Source organism: Serratia sp. NPDC087055 (genome assembly GCF_044900985.1).
Taxonomy (GTDB): Bacteria; Pseudomonadota; Gammaproteobacteria; order Enterobacterales; family Enterobacteriaceae; genus Serratia.
In genome coordinates, this window is the sequence record NZ_JBJDOG010000001.1 from 1,434,146 (window position 1) to 1,451,754 (window position 17,609).

The 17,609-nt window shown below is 53.0% G+C and carries 14 protein-coding genes and 1 other RNA gene; 7 read left to right on the plus strand and 8 right to left on the minus strand.

Features of this window, described 5'->3' with window-relative positions:
- Nucleotides 1–77 precede the first annotated feature (77 nt).
- Genes sufS through sufA form a run of 5 tightly spaced genes read right to left on the minus strand, consistent with a single transcriptional unit; the run spans nucleotide 78 to nucleotide 5,227 of the window.
- Nucleotides 78–1,298 (minus strand): cysteine desulfurase SufS, encoded by a 1,221-nt coding sequence (sufS, locus tag ACI2J2_RS06745; protein WP_209633038.1) that lies wholly within the window; start codon nucleotides 1,296–1,298, stop codon nucleotides 78–80.
- Nucleotides 1,295–2,581 carry a Fe-S cluster assembly protein SufD gene (gene sufD, locus ACI2J2_RS06750; RefSeq protein WP_404759715.1) on the minus strand — a complete coding sequence of 429 codons (1,287 nt, stop codon included), beginning with the start codon at nucleotides 2,579–2,581 and terminating at the stop codon, nucleotides 1,295–1,297. Before sufD ends, sufS begins: the two co-directional genes overlap by 4 nt.
- Complete coding sequence (gene sufC, locus ACI2J2_RS06755; protein ID WP_209633036.1) at nucleotides 2,556–3,302, minus strand: Fe-S cluster assembly ATPase SufC; 747 nt, start codon at nucleotides 3,300–3,302, stop codon at nucleotides 2,556–2,558. The genes sufD and sufC overlap by 26 nt, the downstream gene beginning before the upstream one ends.
- Before the next feature lie 42 nt (nucleotides 3,303–3,344).
- Complete coding sequence (gene sufB, locus ACI2J2_RS06760; RefSeq protein ID WP_037418869.1) at nucleotides 3,345–4,841, minus strand: Fe-S cluster assembly protein SufB; 1,497 nt, start codon at nucleotides 4,839–4,841, stop codon at nucleotides 3,345–3,347.
- A 14-nt stretch (nucleotides 4,842–4,855) separates the two neighbouring features.
- Nucleotides 4,856–5,227, minus strand: a complete 372-nt coding sequence (gene sufA, locus ACI2J2_RS06765) for a Fe-S cluster assembly scaffold SufA (RefSeq protein ID WP_404759716.1) — start codon at nucleotides 5,225–5,227, stop codon at nucleotides 4,856–4,858.
- 555 nt (nucleotides 5,228–5,782) lie between these two features.
- On the opposite strand from sufA, the gene ACI2J2_RS06770 reads away from it, so the two are divergent.
- On the plus strand, nucleotides 5,783–6,187 hold the full coding sequence (locus ACI2J2_RS06770; RefSeq protein ID WP_404759717.1) for a hypothetical protein: 405 nt from the start codon (nucleotides 5,783–5,785) through the stop codon (nucleotides 6,185–6,187).
- Nucleotides 6,188–6,238: 51 nt separating this feature from the next.
- On the opposite strand, the gene menI is transcribed toward ACI2J2_RS06770, so the two are convergent.
- Nucleotides 6,239–6,655, minus strand: coding sequence for a 1,4-dihydroxy-2-naphthoyl-CoA hydrolase (menI, locus tag ACI2J2_RS06775; RefSeq protein WP_209633035.1), 417 nt, complete (start codon nucleotides 6,653–6,655; stop codon nucleotides 6,239–6,241).
- Nucleotides 6,652–9,708, minus strand: coding sequence for an FAD-binding and (Fe-S)-binding domain-containing protein (locus ACI2J2_RS06780; protein WP_404759718.1), 3,057 nt, complete (start codon nucleotides 9,706–9,708; stop codon nucleotides 6,652–6,654). Before ACI2J2_RS06780 ends, menI begins: the two co-directional genes overlap by 4 nt.
- Nucleotides 9,709–9,960: 252 nt before the next feature.
- Between ACI2J2_RS06780 and ydiK the strand changes: the two genes are divergently transcribed.
- Together ydiK and rprA are read left to right on the plus strand one after the other, a co-directional pair.
- Nucleotides 9,961–11,061: an AI-2E family transporter YdiK gene (ydiK, locus tag ACI2J2_RS06785; protein ID WP_209633033.1), complete on the plus strand. Its 1,101-nt coding sequence runs from the start codon at nucleotides 9,961–9,963 to the stop codon at nucleotides 11,059–11,061.
- 260 nt (nucleotides 11,062–11,321) lie between these two features.
- Nucleotides 11,322–11,432, plus strand: an RNA gene (gene rprA / locus ACI2J2_RS06790) — antisense sRNA RprA.
- A 112-nt stretch (nucleotides 11,433–11,544) separates the two neighbouring features.
- Here the strand turns inward: rprA and ppsA are convergent.
- The gene (gene ppsA, locus ACI2J2_RS06795) at nucleotides 11,545–13,923 is read right to left on the minus strand and encodes a phosphoenolpyruvate synthase (RefSeq protein WP_404759719.1); all 2,379 of its coding nucleotides are present in this window, start codon (nucleotides 13,921–13,923) and stop codon (nucleotides 11,545–11,547) included.
- A 529-nt stretch (nucleotides 13,924–14,452) separates the two neighbouring features.
- On the opposite strand from ppsA, the gene ACI2J2_RS06800 reads away from it, so the two are divergent.
- From ACI2J2_RS06800 to hemP, 4 genes are all read left to right on the plus strand, one after another.
- Nucleotides 14,453–15,274 (plus strand): pyruvate, water dikinase regulatory protein, encoded by an 822-nt coding sequence (locus ACI2J2_RS06800; protein ID WP_404759720.1) that lies wholly within the window; start codon nucleotides 14,453–14,455, stop codon nucleotides 15,272–15,274.
- Nucleotides 15,275–15,602: 328 nt separating this feature from the next.
- A complete protein-coding gene (locus tag ACI2J2_RS06805) occupies nucleotides 15,603–16,649 on the plus strand; it encodes a 3-deoxy-7-phosphoheptulonate synthase (protein ID WP_037418629.1) in 1,047 nt (348 codons plus the stop codon).
- Between the two features lie 112 nt (nucleotides 16,650–16,761).
- Entirely contained in the window at nucleotides 16,762–17,247 is a 486-nt protein-coding gene (locus tag ACI2J2_RS06810; RefSeq protein WP_209633030.1) for a glutathione peroxidase, read from the plus strand.
- Nucleotides 17,248–17,414: 167 nt separating this feature from the next.
- On the plus strand, nucleotides 17,415–17,600 hold the full coding sequence (gene hemP / locus ACI2J2_RS06815; RefSeq protein ID WP_209633029.1) for a hemin uptake protein HemP: 186 nt from the start codon (nucleotides 17,415–17,417) through the stop codon (nucleotides 17,598–17,600).
- The last annotated feature ends 9 nt before the right edge of the window (nucleotides 17,601–17,609 follow it).

Genomic DNA, 17,609 nt, shown 5'->3' on the forward strand with positions numbered 1-17,609 from the left:
TTAGGGGCCGGCATGCCGACCCCATGTCTTATACAACAGACGTTCATTCACTCGGCGGCTATGCACGCCGATCGCCCCTATCCCAGCAGTTTATGAATTCGCTGCAACCCGGCCACCAGCCGATCCACGTCGTCCCTCGTGTTGTAGACAGCCAATGAAGCGCGACACATACTCGGCACATTATAGAACGCCATCAGTGGCATCGCGCAATGGTGCCCGGTGCGAATAGCGATACCATACTTGTCCAGGAAGCTACCAACATCATAGGCATGGTGTTCACCCAGATTAAAGGCGATCACGCCGGCGCGCTCTGCCGGGCCGTAGATTTTAAGGGTAGGCACCTGCTGCAGCGCTTCCAGTGCGTAATGCATTAATGATTGCTCATAATCACCAATCGCTGCCAGCCCCAGCGCATTCACGTAATCAATCGCCGCACCCAATCCCATGATGCCTGCGGTATTGGGTGAGCCCGCCTCAAAGCGCCACGGTGGCTCCGCATAGGTTGTGCCATGCGTCAGGCTGACCTGCTGAATCATCGAGCCGCCCCCTTCCCACGGTGGCATTTGCTGCAATAGTGACTGCTTGCCATAAAGAATGCCAATACCGGAAGGCCCATACAGCTTATGGCCGGAAAACACGTAGAAGTCACAGTCCAGCGCCTGTACGTCCACCTGCTGGTGCATCACGGCCTGTGCCCCGTCGATCAACACCTTAAGGCCTGCGGCCTTCGCCTGCGCCGTAATGTCGCGTACCGGGTTAACCGTCCCCAACACATTGGAAACCTGGGTCAACGCCAGCAATTTGGTGCTGGCGTCGATAAGGCCAGGCAATTGTGCCAGATCCAAGGTGCCGTCTTGCTGTAACGGCCAAACACGCAGGTTCAGTCCTCGTTCCTTCGCCAGCATCTGCCAAGGCACGATATTGGCGTGATGTTCCATCTCGGTGATGATAATGCTGTCACCGGGTTGCAGGAAATGACGGCCAAAGCTGTTAGCCACCAGGTTAATGCCCTCGGTGGTGCCTTTAACAAACACAATCTCTTCAACCGAAGCGGCATTAATAAACGCGGCTACTTTTTCACGCACCGCTTCCATGTCCTGCGTCGCTTCAGCACTCAGGGTGTGGATGCCTCGGTGAACGGCCGCATAGCCATGACGATAAAAATCCAACTCGCGATCGATCACCGCCTGCGGCTTTTGCGCGCTGGCAGCGCTGTCGAGGTAAGCCAGCGACTGGCCATTGACGTCACGCGCCAACAGCGGGAATTCACTGCGTACCCGTTCAATCGGAAAACTCATGCGGCCTCCCCCGGCAGGCGCTGCGCAATGCGTGCCAGTACCGATTCTCGGATGAGATCGTTACCAATCCCCTCAGTCAGCTCAGCGGCAAAAGCAAAGATAATCATCTGCTGCGCCGCGTGCTTGTCAATGCCGCGCGATTGCAGATAAAACAGCTGCTCTTCATCGATACGACCAACGGTAGCGCCATGGCTGCACTTCACATCGTCGGCATAGATTTCCAATTGCGGTTTGGTATCCACTTCCGCCATCTTACCCAGCAACAGGTTATGGTTGGTCATCTGCCCATCGGTTTTAATCGCGTGTTTTGCCACTTTGATCATGCCGTTAAATACCGCTTTGGCGCGATCGCTGACCACCACTTTGTGCAATTGGCGGCTCTCGCAATAGCCTTTGTTATGCTCAAGGTAAGTACGGGTGTCACACACCTCTTTACCGACCGGCAATACCAGACTATTGATCACCAAATTAGAGCCTTCACCATTAAGCTGTGCGCTGGTGTTATGCCGTGTTAGCCCAGCCCCCAACAGGAAGCTGTCGCTCTTCACCCATGCATCGCGGCCAATCACCAGATCGTTATGGGCGAAGTGGTAACTCGGCTGGCTCTCAAATGCCAACTTGCAATGGTTCAATTGAGCATTATCACCGATGTTAGCGGTGAGGCGCGCGCCAGTGAAATGCGCAGCCTGGTTCAGGCTGACGTAATGCTCTATCACCTCGGCCTGCGCATTACGCGCAATATCAAGGTGATGCCGGTGATGCACGGTATTCACCTCACCTTCAGCCCCGCGTCCGCTGCTGATATGCAGCAGATACAGCGGTCGCGCCGCGATTTTACCGGCGGCCACGCGAACAATGCTGGTTTCCTGCGCCAGGCTTTCCGTCAGATGCAGAAAGATCTCGGGCTGGATCGGTTCGGGTAGCGCCTGTAACGTCCCGTAGGGTGCGATGTCGAACTGATAATCACCCAGGTCGCTGTCGCTCAACGCCGCACAAAAACGCCCGTCAACAAAGACCAGCCGATAAGCATCAATCGCCAGCGCCAACGCATCCAACTGCGCGGCAGTGACTGGCTCCACCGGTGGCTCAAGGAACTGCTGTTCAAGCAAACCTTCCAGCGGTGTGTATTTCCAGTTTTCATGCTTGCGCGTCGGCCACCCCAAGCGCAAAGCCTGTTGCCAGTGTGCCAATGCATGGGCAGAGTGCTCACCACCGCGTGCTTCAAACAGGCTATACAGTTGTTGCAGCGCGCGCGCGTTATTGTTCGTCGGTAAGCCAGCCATAGCCCTGCTCCTCCAACTGTTTCACCAGAGAGAAATCGCCGGACTTGACGATGCGCCCCTGAGAAAGAACATGGACGTAATCCGGCTTGATGTAGTCCAGGATACGTTGGTAGTGCGTAACGATAATGAACGAACGCTTACCATCACGCAGCGAGTTCACGCCGTTAGCGACAATCTTCAGCGCATCAATATCCAAACCGGAGTCGGTTTCGTCCAAAATACAGAGATCCGGCTCCAGCGCCGCCATCTGGAGGATGTCATTACGTTTTTTCTCACCGCCAGAGAAACCGACGTTGACCGAACGGGTCAGCAAGTCAGGTGGCATGTTCAACAATTCAATTTTTTCTTCAATAAAATCAGCGAAGTCGAAACGGTCGAGCGGTTCTTGCTGGCGGTATTTGCGTACGGCGTTAACCGAAGTTTGCAGGAAGAAATGGTTGCTGACGCCGGGGATCTCCACCGGATACTGGAAGGCCAGGAATACGCCTTCACCCGCACGATCTTCCGGGTCCAGCTCAAGCAAATCCTTACCTTTGAAGGTCACTTCACCTTCGGTGACTTCATATTCTTCGCGTCCCGCCAGCGTTGCCGAAAGCGTGCTCTTGCCTGAACCATTCGGCCCCATGATGGCATGCACTTCACCCGGTTTAATCTCCAGGTTCAATCCCTTAAGGATTTCGTTGCCTTCCGCGCTGACTTTTAAATTCTTGATACTTAACATGCAGTGTCCTTAGATCGCGCTGTCGCGCTGTAAATCCGGCGTTTAGCCCACGCTGTGTTCCAGGCTGATGGCCAATAACTTCTGCGCCTCGACGGCGAACTCCAGCGGTAGCTCAGAGAACACGTCCTTACAGAATCCGTTAACAATCATCGAAATGGCATTGTCTTCGCTAATGCCGCGCTGCAAACAATAGAACAGTTGGTCATCGCCAATTTTTGATGTCGTCGCTTCATGTTCCAACTGGGCACTGTTGTTACGTGCTTCAACGTACGGGAAGGTATGGGCACCGCTGTCCGGCCCAATCAACATCGAGTCGCATTGGGTAAAGTTACGCGCGTTTTCTGCCCCCGGCAGGATCTTCACCAGGCCACGGTAGGTATTCTCGCTGTGTCCGGCAGAGATACCTTTGGCGATGATGGTTGAACGGGTATTTTTGCCGATGTGGATCATCTTGGTGCCGGTGTCGGCCTGCTGATGGCCGCTGGTCAGGGCTACCGAGAAGAACTCACCGATAGAATTATCCCCCTGCAGGATCACGCTAGGGTATTTCCAGGTGATTGCCGAGCCGGTTTCCGACTGAGTCCATGACATTTTTGAACCTGCGCCTTCACACAATGCGCGCTTGGTCACAAAGTTCAGGATGCCTCCCTTGCTGTCACCGCCAGAGAACCAGTTCTGCACTGTCGAATATTTCACTTCGGCATCCTTGTGCAGGATCACTTCTACCACCGCGGCATGCAGTTGGTAACTGTCGCGTACCGGCGCCGAACAGCCTTCGATGTAGCTGACATAACTGCCCTCATCGGCGATCAGTATGGTGCGTTCGAACTGACCGGTTTTAGCGGCATTGATACGGAAATACGTCGACAGTTCCATTGGGCAACGTACGCCCTTCGGCACATAGACAAAGGTCCCGTCGGAAGCCACCGCTGCGTTCAGTGCGGCGAAGAAATTGTCGTTGGACGGTACGACGCGACCGAGGTATTTACGCACCAGATCCGGGTATTCGTGTATGGCCTCACCGAACGAGCAGAAAATGACCCCGCTTTCCGCCAACTTTTCGCGGTAGGTCGTCGAGACAGAGACAGAGTCAAAAATCGCATCGACCGCGACTTCACTGCCTTCGCGCACAGGGACGCCGAGTTGGTTAAACGCCAACTCAACCTCGTTGGTCAGGTAGTTGTTATCGGTCGGTGCGCCCGGTTGCTGTTCTGCGCCTGGCTGGGATCCACAGGCATCGTCACAACTGCCACAGGAGGGCGCGGAGTAATAGCTGTAGTCCTGGTAGTTCAGTCGATCGTAGTTCGCTTTCAGCCAGTGTGGCTCTTCCATTTGCAGCCAGGCACGGTAGGCTTCAAGGCGGAACTCCAGCATCCACTCAGGTTCATTACGCTTGGCAGAGATGGCGCGCACCACGTCTTCATTGATGCCCTTCGCTAACTCATCGGTGGCCAGTTGGGTAAAAAAACCTTCTTTGTAGCGACCTTCGCTGACCCAAGCCTGCACTTCATTAGGCATTTCTACATTGCTTCGTGTCATGTTGATTGCATCGCTCAAACGCCAAAACTCTCGCCGCACCCGCAGGCATGCTGAGCTTTAGGGTTATTAAATTTGAATATCTGATTCAGCCCTTCACGGACAAAATCTACCGTGGTGCCATCGATAAACGGCATGGCTTTCAACGGCACATACAGTTTGGCGCCATCGCGTTCAAACAGCAGGTCGTCGTCAGCAGGAGCACGGGTGAGATCCAGCACATAGGTAAACCCGGCGCAGCCTGACTGCTTGACCCCGAGTTGCAGCCCCTTCACCTGTGGATCCTGCTGCATTAGTTTCGTTATTTGTTGTACGGCGTTGTCACTGAGCAAAATGCCTTGCCAGACATTTTCGTCCAGAGAAAAAGTGCCGACATTTTCCGTTTGCATATGGCCTACCTCACACTCGTGTTTTACCACAGCCAATCTGGGTTGCTACTATGTTAGTGATAACGATTATCACTTCAACCGTTTGTTTTGCGGGGTTATCCGCCAAAAGCCCGGATTTTTGCTTTGGCGTGCGGCAACTGCGTGGGACAGTCAGCGCGTCTGGCGCTGCCGGTCGGAAATGGAATCATTTTATCCTTATGAATTTACTGTACATCCTGTCATACCATGCCCCTTACCCGCTGGCGCGAAGGCTTTACAGAGCCGGGCTTTTTATGTCGATTTAAACATTCATAGAAAATACCTATTTCTGAATTTTGTCTGTCTTAAAAATGCGTTTATCGACAATTAACGGCTTTTCCCCCTCTTTTGCCTTTCCGTCCGTCCCAACAAAAGCGGCAATCCCTGATTAAAGTTTAGTCGCTACTGACTATGTTGGGGTGCTGTCCCCCCAATGCATCCCCTGCTGGCGATAAAAATTTCAACAGAATGATTGATCACGAACGCACCAATAAATATGATAATGATTATCATTCAATTCTAATTGAGCACGGGCAAATGAATATCTCGATGAATGCGTGGCTGCTGGGCAAAATTGATGACTATAAATTCAGCGTGCGCGACGCTACGGTAGATTTCTACATGGCAGAGGCGTCGCTTAAACGGCCGGAGTGCAATACCAACCATCTGAAACGCTACAACAGTGTCAGCCTGAATATGGCCAATCTGTGTCTGGAAAACGGTGATGATGAAAGCTATCTGCACGCGTTGAGCAAACTGCATAACCGGCTGATCGTAGAGATCAACAACCCACAGCGTTGTCAGCTGTTCCGGGTTCAGAGCTATCATTTTGCCCGTCATACTCTGACCTTAATCTGTCAAAAATATGCAATGGAAGGCACTTGGGAGAAGGCCAATGCCTTCCAGAAAGACTTCGTTAAGCGGGTGCCCTTTCAGTTGTGAACTGACTGAATGGCAAAAATACCCGCAGGTAAGGCTACCTGCGGGGTAAACCTAGTCGATAACGGCCGTAGTCAGGCGTGAAGTGCAGCACAGGCGATCGCGTGAATCGAAGATTTCTATCTGCCACACCTGATGGCGACGCCCAACATGCAACGCCCGACACACGCCGCGCACCTGGCCTTCAAATACCGCGCGCAGATGGTTGGCGTTGATTTCCAACCCCACCACTTTCTGTTCCCCTTCGCTACACAGGTAACCGGCCATCGACCCCATCGATTCTGCCAGCACTACCGATGCACCACCGTGCAACAGGCCAAACGGCTGCCGGGTACGCTGATCAACCGGCATGGTCGCTTCGAGATAATCGTCCTCCAGTCGGGTAAATTGGATCCCCACATGACTGACCATACATCCGTCACCGGCCTGGTTTAGTTGCTCCAGCGTCGTCTCTCGTTTCCACAGTTTCACTCAATCATCTCCAGAAGTGCCTGTAATGGGTGTCGTACACCGTTACCCTCAATACGTTTGACCTGGCTGCGACAGGAATAGCCGGTCGCCAGACAACGTTGCCGCGGCAGACGTTGTAATGCCTGATGCCAGGATAGCTCATAAATCCCGAGCGAATTCTGCAGGTTCTTTACTTCATGCCCGTAAGTTCCCGCCATGCCGCAGCAACCGACGCTGACGTTTTCCAGCCTGGCCCCAAAGCGTGCAAAGATGGACGCCCAATGTTGGCCGCTGGCAGGCAAGGCCGTGGTTTCCGTACAGTGACCGAACAAATACCAGGCTTCGCCCGTCGCAGGCTGTTCTGCACGTTCAGCCAAGCGCTGCTGCAACCACTCGTGCACCAGTTGTACCTGGAAATCCCCGCGGGCCTCACCGAGGATCTCGTTATATTCGTCGCGATAGCACAACACCAACGCCGGATCGACACCCACCAGCGGCATGCCAAGCTTTGCCACTCGGTTAAGAAAATCAGCTGTCTTGCGCGCGGTGCGGGCAAATCGTGTCAGAAAACCTTTGATATGTTGGGCTTTCCCGTTCGGTGAGAACGGCAACAGCACAGGACGGTAACCGAGCTTTTCCACCAGCCGTACAAAATCCGCCACCACTTTGGCGTCGTAATAGCTGGTAAAGGGATCCTGAACGATCAGGACATACTGTTCGCGCTTTTCTACGCTCAGCGCTTCAAGCTGCTCCAGCGTCATGGTCATGGCACCATGACCTGAAAGTTGCTGGCGCAGCGTCGGGCTGGAAAGCATCGGCAAATCAACCATGCCAATCGTGTTACGGCTCAATTCACGAACCCAGGGCTGGCGGAAAAAGAAGTTGAACACTTTCGGCGCTTTCGCCATCAGCGGCGTGTAGCTCTCGACCCCTGCGACCATATAGTCGCGTGCCGGCCGCAAATAGCGCGTGTGGTATAGCTGCAGGAAACGCGAACGGAAGCCCGGCACGTCAATTTTGATCGGGCACTGCGTAGAACAGGCTTTGCAGGCCAGACAACCGGACATGGCCTCTTTCACTTCGTGGGAGAAATCATATTCGCCTTTGCCGGCGTACCAACTGTTGCGCGTTTTCTCTATCAGAGTCCGGAAACTGAGACGTTGTTGCGGCAGCTGTTTCTCCAGCACCAGCGGATCGACGCCCTGCTCTGAAAGCAGACGCAACCATTCACGTACCAACGCCGCCCGACCTTTGGGTGAATGAATACGGCTACCGGTGATCTTCATCGACGGGCACATTGGGCTGCGTACATCAAAATTGAAGCACAAACCATTGCCGTTACATTCCATCGCGCCACGGAACGAGGTGCGTACCTCTACCGGGATAAGGCGATCAAGCGTGCCACGCTTGGCGGCATCAACTTTCATCATCGGCGCATCGACACCTAATGGCGGGCATATTTTACCGGGGTTGAGACGGTTGTTCGGATCAAACGCGGCCTTGATACGCCGCAGTTCCAGGAACAGCTGATCACCGAAGAATTCAGGGCTGTATTCAGCGCGGAACCCTTTGCCATGTTCCCCCCACAGCAACCCACCATATTTGGCCGTCAGCGCCACCACCTGGTCAGAAAGCTGTTTCATCAACACTTCCTGCTGTGGGTCACACATATCGAGTGCAGGGCGTACATGTAATACGCCAGCATCCACATGGCCAAACATGCCATAGCTCAGGTTATGGCTGTCCAACAACTGGCGGAACTCGACGATGTAATCGGCCAGATGCTGCGGCGGCACACAGGTGTCTTCGGCAAACGGAATAGGTTTAGCGCGCCCTTTGGCGTTGCCTAATAGCCCGACAGCCTTTTTACGCATGTTATAAATTCGTTCAATGCCGGCCAGATCCCCACAGATCTGATAGCCGATCACACCGCCCTGCTTTTCGGTGATCAATTCGTCCAGCCGCTGACAGAGATCCTCCATCTGCCGATCGATCAACACGTTGTCATCCCCGGCAAACTCGACGATGTTAAGACCAAGCATTTCTTTATCTGGCACGTTGGTGATTAATTCATTCACCGAATGCCAGACAATGTCTTCACGAGCCAGATTCAGGACCTTGGAATCGATGGTTTCAACCGACAGAGCCTTGGCATCCACCATGAACGGGGCATTGCGCAGTGCAGAATCAAACGAATCGTATTTGACATTCACCAAGCGGCGCACCTTCGGCAATGGCGTAATATCCAGCCGCGCTTCGGTAATAAACGCCAACGTCCCTTCAGCGCCCGTCAGAATACGTGTCAGATCGAAGGTTTGCATGTCATCGCTAAACACATGCCGCAGATCGTACCCGGTCAGAAAGCGATTAAGTTTGGGGAATTTTTCCAGAATCAGTGCGCGCTGCTCACGACAGCTATTGAGCACGGTGTGGTAAATCCGGCCTTCAACCGTATCTTCGCGAGCAATCGTTTCCGCCAACGGCGTCGGCATAACACGCGTGTCGATCATGTCCCCACCCAGCAGGACAGCTCGCAGGCCCAACACGTGATCGGATGTTTTGCCGTACACCAGCGAGCCCTGACCGGAGGCGTCTGTGTTGATCATACCGCCCAGCGTGGCGCGGTTACTGGTAGAAAGCTCCGGCGAGAAGAAATAGCCGAACGGCCGCAAATATTGGTTAAGTTGGTCTTTAATGACCCCCGCTTCAACCTTGACCCAGCCTTGCTCAACGTTGATCTCAAGGATGCGGTTCATATGGCGCGACATATCCACCACAATACCGGTATTGAGCGACTGGCCGTTAGTGCCGGTGCCCCCGCCGCGCGGGCTAAAGACCAGCGTACTGAAACGCTCCTCTGCCGCCAGACGCGCAATCAACGCCACGTCTGCCGTTGAGCGAGGGAACACGACGGCATCGGGCAATAACTGATAGATACTGTTGTCGGTCGCCATCGTCAGTCGATCGGCGTAGCTGGTGGCGATATCGCCGTTGAATCCGTTTTGCTTTAACGCTTCCAAAAAGTCGAGCACCCGCTGAACGAGGCCGGGCGCTTGAGAAATCTGTGGGATCATTCGATTTTTGACCCTGTCTGTCTGTTTTATATGCGTTAATGAACGCTGAATCAGGCCTTTATTCAGACCCGCCCTATTTTTTATTAGAGATAAAAACTAACATACTCGTTTAGTGAAGGCATGCACATTATTGCAATTGTCCTGTCACAGAATGGCCCGCAACAAAAGGTGTGCCGCCCTGTAATTTTTGACCAATATGCACCATGATTAAACGGTCCCAAGGACTAAACCTACCAGGATGAGAACCCATTCATGACAATCCCGCAATCTCGATACGATTTGCCACGGATTATTTTTGGCGTGCTATTTATCGCCATTATGATCGTCGCTTGTTTTTGGGTCATTCAACCCTTCATTCTCGGCTTTGCCTGGGCGGGCATGGTGGTCATCGCCACCTGGCCATTGCTCATTAAGCTGCAAAAAGTACTTTGGGGCAGACGTTCACTGGCGGTCGTCGTGATGACGATACTGCTGATCCTGCTATTCATACTGCCGATATCCCTGCTGATAAGCAGCGTAGTGGACAACAGTGCGCCCGTTGTTGCCTGGGCTAGCACGCCGGGAAAATTGCATATTCCCGATCTGGCCTGGCTACAATCAATCCCGATGATCGGCGATAAGATCTATACCAGTTACCACACGCTGGTGAGCGCGGGGGGAACGGCGCTGGTCGCGAAGGTCCAGCCTTACTTCGGCCAGACCGCAACCTGGTTTGTCGCGCAAGCGGCGCATATTGGCCGCCTCTTATTGCATTGCACCTTGATGCTGCTGTTTAGCGTTTTACTCTATGCCCGCGGTGAGCAAGTTGCTCTGGGTATCCGTCACTTTGCGACACGTCTCGGTGCTGCACGCGGCGACGCGGCGGTGGTATTGGCCGGGCAGGCAATCCGCGCAGTCGCGTTGGGCGTTGTAGTCACAGCGCTGGTGCAATCGGTCCTGGGCGGCATTGGCCTGGCAGTAACCGGCATTCCTGCCGCGACGCTGCTAACCGTGCTGATCTTCATCTGTTGCGTTGCTCAGCTAGGGCCGCTACTGGTGCTGGTGCCGGCAATCATCTGGCTGTATTGGAGCGGGGACACAACCTGGGGCACCGTGCTATTGGTCTGGAGCTGTGTGGTGGCCACGCTGGATAACGTTCTGCGCCCTGTTCTGATCCGCATGGGTGCCGATTTACCGATGTTGCTGATCCTGTCCGGTGTTATTGGTGGCCTGCTCGCGTTCGGTATGATTGGCCTGTTTATCGGCCCGGTCGTGCTGGCGGTATCCTATCGTTTACTCACTGCCTGGATGAGCGAAGCGCCAGAACCCACCGCCGATGTAAAAGAGGTCGCCAAAGATCTGGAGCAAATGTAACCCTCTTTAAACTCTGCCCGGGCTGCCGGGCAGAGATCTTTCCCCGCCCCTGCCTCTCACCTGGTTTTTTGGATTAACCGGTCACGATAATAAAATCACCACCGTGACTTCTTTTGAGCACGCATTGAACATACCGAATAAATACACCTTTTTATCAGCCCAATAATAATCACGCCTGGTAAAAATAAAGGGGGATAGGGATATTGATTAGGATGATTCTTAATGACTAATGGTGTTTAAATATCTAGTATTATTGCCATATATTGCTTCAAATACCTGATTTAAAGCAAGATTTCCAAACAATGTAATGCCATACATGTGAATTGCTGTGTGTAGTCTTTGCCCGTCTCCTATGATGGGCTTTTTTTTATTCTTTTTTTGGTCATTATTATTCCTGTGCCCCTTTTTATTTACATTCAGAAATAAAAAAAAGCCGCAACAGGGTCGCGGCTTTAGGGTGAGCAATTAATCAACGCCAGAGAATTACTTTCTCTTCGACAGATTAACCCAGGTTTGTACGACAGTATCCGGGTTGAGTGACAGGCTATCAATACCCTGATCCATCAACCACTCTGCAAAGTCCTCGTGATCAGAAGGCCCTTGGCCGCAGATACCGACATATTTCCCCTGGCGCTTAGCCGCCTGAATCGCCATCGACAGCAGAATCTTCACCGCTTCGTTACGCTCATCAAAGAGTTCAGATACCACACCCGAGTCGCGGTCCAGACCCAATGTTAACTGAGTCATGTCGTTAGAGCCGATGGAGAAGCCATCAAAGTGTTCCAGGAACTGATCCGCCAACAGCGCATTGGATGGGATCTCACACATCATGATCACTTTCAGGCCATTCTCACCGCGCTTCAGACCCTGACGCGCCAATTCGGCAACGACGGCTTCCGCTTGTGCTACGGTGCGGACAAACGGCACCATGACCTCAACGTTGGTCAGGCCCATTTCGTTGCGAACGCGTTTTACCGCATCACATTCCATCGCGAAGCAGTCGCGGAAGTTATCAGAGACATAACGACCTGCCCCACGGAAGCCCAGCATTGGGTTCTCTTCGTGCGGCTCATACTTCTCACCGCCAACCAGATTGGCGTATTCATTGGACTTAAAGTCAGAAAGACGCACAATCACACGCTTTGGCCAGAACGCAGCACCCAGCGTCGCGATCCCTTCCGTCAGACGGCCCACATAGAACTCGGCCGGGTGGTCATAGCCCTGCATCAGCGCCTTGATTTCATTTTGCAATTCGGGGGTTTGTTGATCAAATTCCAACAAGGCCTTCGGATGCACACCAATCATGCGGTTGATAATAAATTCAAGGCGAGCCAGACCCACACCTTCATTCGGTAAACGCGCAAAGTCGAAAGCACGATCGGGGTTACCGACGTTCATCATGATTTTCAGCGGCAGTTTAGGCAATTCAGTCACTTCAGAACTCTGCACGCTAAAGTCGAGCATCTCACTGTAAACAAAGCCGGTATCACCTTCTGCGCAAGAAACCGTGACTTTCTGGCCTTCTTTCAACAGATCGGTCGCATTGCCGCAGCCCACCACGGCAGGAATACCCAGTTCGCGGGCGATGATGGCCGCGTGGCAGGTACGACCGCCCCGGTTGGTGACGATTGCTGCAGCCTTTTTCATGATCGGCTCCCAATCCGGGTCAGTCATGTCTGTTACCAGAACATCACCCGGCTCGATACGATCCATCTCGCTGATATTGTGGATGACCTTCACCGGGCCCGCGCCAATGCGGTGACCGATAGCACGCCCTTCCACCAGCACCGGGCTGGAACCATTAAGCTGGTAACGCTCCATGGTTTGCTCGTTAGAGCGCACGGTTTCCGGACGCGCCTGCACGATCAGGAGCTTGCCGGTATGACCATCTTTGGCCCACTCGATATCCATCGGGCGACCGTAGTGTTTTTCAATCAGCAGTGCCTGATGGGCCAAGCCTTCTACTTCTTCGTCAGTCAGAGAGAAACGATTGCGTTGCTGCTCTGGCACGTCTTCGATTTGTACCTGCTTGCCGTGATCCTGCGAAGGTGCGTACACCATGCGGATTTTTTTCGAACCCAGGTTGCGGCGCACGATCGACGGTTTGCCTTTCAGCAATGTCGGTTTGTGCACATAGAATTCGTCAGGGTTTACCGCACCCTGTACCACCATTTCACCCAGGCCGAAGGCGGAGGTGATAAACACCACCTGATCAAAACCCGATTCGGTATCAATGGTGAACATGACGCCGGAAGACGCCAGGTCAGAACGCACCATGCGCTGCACGCCCGCTGACAGCGCCACACCGCGGTGGTCATAACCCTGATGCACACGGTAGGAGATGGCGCGGTCGTTAAACAGCGAGGCGAATACGTGTTTGATCGCCACCATGACGGCGTCGATCCCCTGCACGTTGAGGAAGGTTTCCTGCTGGCCGGCAAAAGAGGCATCCGGCATATCTTCCGCAGTCGCCGATGAACGTACTGCAAATGACGCCTGGGGTTCACCGTCGGCCAGCTGCTGGTAAGCCAGATTAATTTCACGCTCGAATTCTGCATGGAACGGCGTGTCGATAATCCATTGGCGTATTTGCGCGCCAGCCTTGGTCAGTTGAGCAATGTCGTCAACATCAGTTTGATCCAGTAGCTGATAGATGCGCTGGTTAACACCGCTTTGCTCGAGGAAATCGTTAAACGCCTGCGCGGTGGTGGCAAAACCGTTTGGCACGGCCACGCCCAAATCGGAAAGATTGGTGATCATTTCACCGAGGGAGGCATTTTTGCCGCCGACACGGTCAACGTCGTGCATGCCGAGCTGGTTGTACCAAAGCACATTACGCAAGTCTGGGCCATTGTTGGACATCGAGACAATCCTTATTGCTATCAGTAGGGTATAGACGGATTTAATTCGCTTGCTTTCTCAGCACCGCCAAAACGGCGCCGAATCAGACTAGCACAATGATCCATAGGAAATGGAAAGGTGAATCGATCAACCCGGCGAAGAAAGTGGATTTTAGGAAAACTTCCTGACAGGGAAAATGGCGATGGAATCGTTCCCTGCCGCACTAATAGCTTAAAACTCAACAAATTAAGTATTTTTTAAACTTCAGTTTTAAAAACCACACTCAAATTCATGTTTTAGACCAAAATAACACCACAATGCGGAATAATAACGCAGGATAAATAACCTTAAATTTTTCATTAAAATTGAAATAGTGTTTTACTGAAGTTTTTACCCACCGCCACCCCCTTTTTTTGCCCGATTAATGACCGACTCTGACCGCGTTATCACAATTTTTCTGCCCGCCCCTTTACCGCTGGATTACCTGGAGCCCATGATAAGAACAAGCAGACGTGAAAATTACGTCACTGTTCCAGGTAAGGAGTCTAGGGTGGAAAGAAGCGTTTTTTATATTTCGGACGGCACGGCGATCACTGCCGAGGTCTTGGGTCATGCCGTGTTGTCGCAATTTCCAGTGACGGCCACGACATTTACGCTGCCCTTTGTGGAAACTGAAGCGCGCGCCCGCGGTGTTTGTCAGCAGATTAATGAGATTTATCGTGAAACCGGCGTGCGCCCGCTGGTGTTTTACTCGATCATATCGCCGAAAGTGCGCAATGTTATTACTCAGAGCGAAGGCTTTTGTCAGGATATCGTACAAGCGTTGGTTGGTCCGTTACAGGGTGAGCTGGGTGTGGAACCGACGCCGGTACCGAATCGCACCCACGGACTGACGGCCAGCAACCTTGGGAAATATGACGCACGTATTGCCGCCATTGACTACACATTGGCACACGATGACGGAATCTCGTTACGCAATCTCGATCAGGCTCAGGTGATTTTGCTTGGCGTGTCCCGCTGTGGAAAGACCCCCACCAGCCTGTACCTGGCGATGCAGTTCGGGATTCGCGCTGCCAACTACCCGTTTACCGCTGACGATATGGACAATTTGCATCTGCCTGCCGCGCTGAAACCGTTTCAGCACAAGCTTTTCGGTCTGACGATTGACCCGGAACGTTTAGCCGCGATCCGTGAAGAGCGGCGCGAAAACAGCCGTTATGCCTCAATACGCCAGTGCCGTATGGAGCTTGCAGAAGTCGAAGCTTTATTCCGCAAGAATCAGATCCGATATCTGAATACCACCAACTATTCGGTAGAAGAAATCTCAACCAAAATTCTGGATATTCTGGGTATGAGCCGCCGTATGTTCTGATCTGACCCTCTACAATACGGACAGGCACCTGACATGATTGAAGGGGCGCGGCATGCTGCGCCCGCGTTAATCGCGGCAAACGTATTCGCCCCCGCAAATCACTGGAAGGACAATTCTACCGGCAGCAGATTTGAATGCTAATCGCAGAGGCTTTCCCCTGCCATCTGTTGATTATTCCTCCATAGCCCATCATTTTTGCGCTTTTTTTCGCGGCTTTGATCAACAGAACACAGTTTCTACGGTTGAATTCATCGGTTTTTACGTTATTGTGATCGCCATCACTTCCCGGCACTCCGGCCGCAGCGAAGAAAAATCTTTAGAGAAAATCATGCACAAAACAGATGAACTGCGGACCGCGCGCATCGACAGCCTCGTGACGCCGCAAGCGTTGGCAGAGACGTTGCCGATCTCGGCGGAAATCGCTGATAACGTGACGGCGTCACGTAAGCGAATTGAAAAAATCCTGACCGGTGAGGATCGCCGTCTATTGGTGGTTATCGGCCCTTGTTCTATCCACGATCTTGACGCCGCCATTGATTATGCCGGCCGGCTGAATGCCCTGCGCATCCGTTATCAGGATCGCCTCGAAATCGTGATGCGTACCTATTTTGAAAAGCCGCGCACCGTGGTGGGCTGGAAAGGCCTGATCTCCGATCCTGCACTGGATGGAACTTTCCAGGTGAATCGTGGCATTGAAATGGCCCGTAGACTGTTGCTGGAAGTGAACCAACTCGGCCTGCCTACCGCCACCGAGTTCCTCGACATGGTTGTAGGCCAATACATTGCCGATCTGATCAGCTGGGGTGCCATTGGCGCACGCACTACCGAAAGCCAGATCCACCGCGAGATGGCTTCGGCGCTTTCTTGCCCGGTAGGCTTTAAGAATGGGACAGACGGCAACACCCGTATTGCCATAGATGCCATCCGTGCCGCACGCGCCGGGCATATGTTCCTGTCCCCGGACAAGCACGGGCAAATGACGATCTATCAGACCAGTGGTAATCCGTATGGCCATATCATCATGCGCGGGGGCAAAACGCCGAACTATCACGCAACCGACATTGTTGCCGCCTGCGATAGCCTGCGTGAATTCGACCTGCCGGAACACCTGGTGATCGACTTCAGCCACGGTAACTGTCAGAAATTGCATCGTCGCCAGCTGGAAGTGGCAGAAAACGTCTGCCAGCAAATCCGTGCAGGTTCTGTCGCTGTCACTGGCGTAATGGCAGAAAGCTTCCTCGTAGAAGGCACACAGAAAATCGTTGCCGGACAACCGCTGACCTACGGCCAGTCGATCACCGATCCTTGCCTGAGCTGGTCCGACAGCGAACAGTTGCTGGCAATGCTCGCGGATGCGGTAGATACCCGCTTCTGAGCCACTCACCGGGGCGCCCGCCCCGGCTTTTCTACCCGCCAGCGACTCATCTATAATTATGCCCAGTCTGCAGCGCGAAAGCGCTTTCGTCACAGGATATGGAGTTCCCTGCATGAGCAATTCATTGTTATCCATCCCCTGCGTTACATTGCAAGGGGAACACAAAACCCTGGGTGATTTCCCTGCCCGGGCCTATTTGGTGGTGAATACCGCCAGCAAATGCGGGTTTACGCCGCAGTACCGTGGGTTGGAAAACCTTTGGCAATACTACCGCGAGCGCGGCCTGATGGTACTGGGCTTTCCCTGTAATCAATTCGGAGCACAAGAACCCGGTGATCCGCTGGAAATCGCCAACTTCTGCACGTTGAACTACGGTGTCAGCTTCCCGCTGTTCAGCAAAATTGAAGTTAACGGTCCGGGTGCACACCCGCTGTTTAACGAATTAAAGCGACTGGCACCGGGTGTATTCGGTAGCCAACGCATCAAATGGAACTTCACCAAGTTCTTGCTGACGGCAGACGGCCAACGAGTGAAACGCTTCGCGCCGATCACCAAACCCGAACGCTTATTTGACCGTATCGAAACCCTGCTGAAATAACCGCAATTTTCACGGGCTGAGTCGCTCAGCCCGTATCACATCACTTTCCTGCAAAAAGGTTCCATTGGTAAGAAAATTTTCCTTGATGTAACCTTTCGTTCACATGATAATGATTCTCACTTTGATATTAATTACTATTTAATGGTCTGTTTTATAAACACATGACGATGGATAATCACAATCATAATCTACCCGCCAAAGCCGCTAGCCCCGCGGCGACCGGCCTGACCTCGCCTCCTTGCTACGACAGCACTCAGCTGCTTGATGCCGATGGCGTGGCGATCATCATCCATCAGGGCCAGCGCTATCAGCTGCGGCAGACCAAAGCCGGGAAATTGATCCTGACCAAATAACACCTATCC

What these genes read in the sequence shown, in the direction of transcription:
- sufD (WP_404759715.1), bottom strand. Translation starts at nt 2,581, where the DNA reads ATGGCTGGCTTACCGACGAACAATAACGCGCGCGCGCTGCAACAACTG.
- sufC (WP_209633036.1), bottom strand. Translation starts at nt 3,302, where the DNA reads ATGTTAAGTATCAAGAATTTAAAAGTCAGCGCGGAAGGCAACGAAATC.
- hemP (WP_209633029.1), top strand. Translation starts at nt 17,415, where the DNA reads ATGGATAATCACAATCATAATCTACCCGCCAAAGCCGCTAGCCCCGCG.
- sufS (WP_209633038.1), bottom strand. Translation starts at nt 1,298, where the DNA reads ATGAGTTTTCCGATTGAACGGGTACGCAGTGAATTCCCGCTGTTGGCG.
- ACI2J2_RS06780 (WP_404759718.1), bottom strand. Translation starts at nt 9,708, where the DNA reads ATGATCCCACAGATTTCTCAAGCGCCCGGCCTCGTTCAGCGGGTGCTC.
- ACI2J2_RS06810 (WP_209633030.1), top strand. Translation starts at nt 16,762, where the DNA reads ATGAGCAATTCATTGTTATCCATCCCCTGCGTTACATTGCAAGGGGAA.
- ACI2J2_RS06805 (WP_037418629.1), top strand. Translation starts at nt 15,603, where the DNA reads ATGCACAAAACAGATGAACTGCGGACCGCGCGCATCGACAGCCTCGTG.
- ppsA (WP_404759719.1), bottom strand. Translation starts at nt 13,923, where the DNA reads ATGTCCAACAATGGCCCAGACTTGCGTAATGTGCTTTGGTACAACCAG.
- ACI2J2_RS06770 (WP_404759717.1), top strand. Translation starts at nt 5,783, where the DNA reads ATGAATATCTCGATGAATGCGTGGCTGCTGGGCAAAATTGATGACTAT.
- sufA (WP_404759716.1), bottom strand. Translation starts at nt 5,227, where the DNA reads ATGCAAACGGAAAATGTCGGCACTTTTTCTCTGGACGAAAATGTCTGG.
- ydiK (WP_209633033.1), top strand. Translation starts at nt 9,961, where the DNA reads ATGACAATCCCGCAATCTCGATACGATTTGCCACGGATTATTTTTGGC.
- sufB (WP_037418869.1), bottom strand. Translation starts at nt 4,841, where the DNA reads ATGACACGAAGCAATGTAGAAATGCCTAATGAAGTGCAGGCTTGGGTC.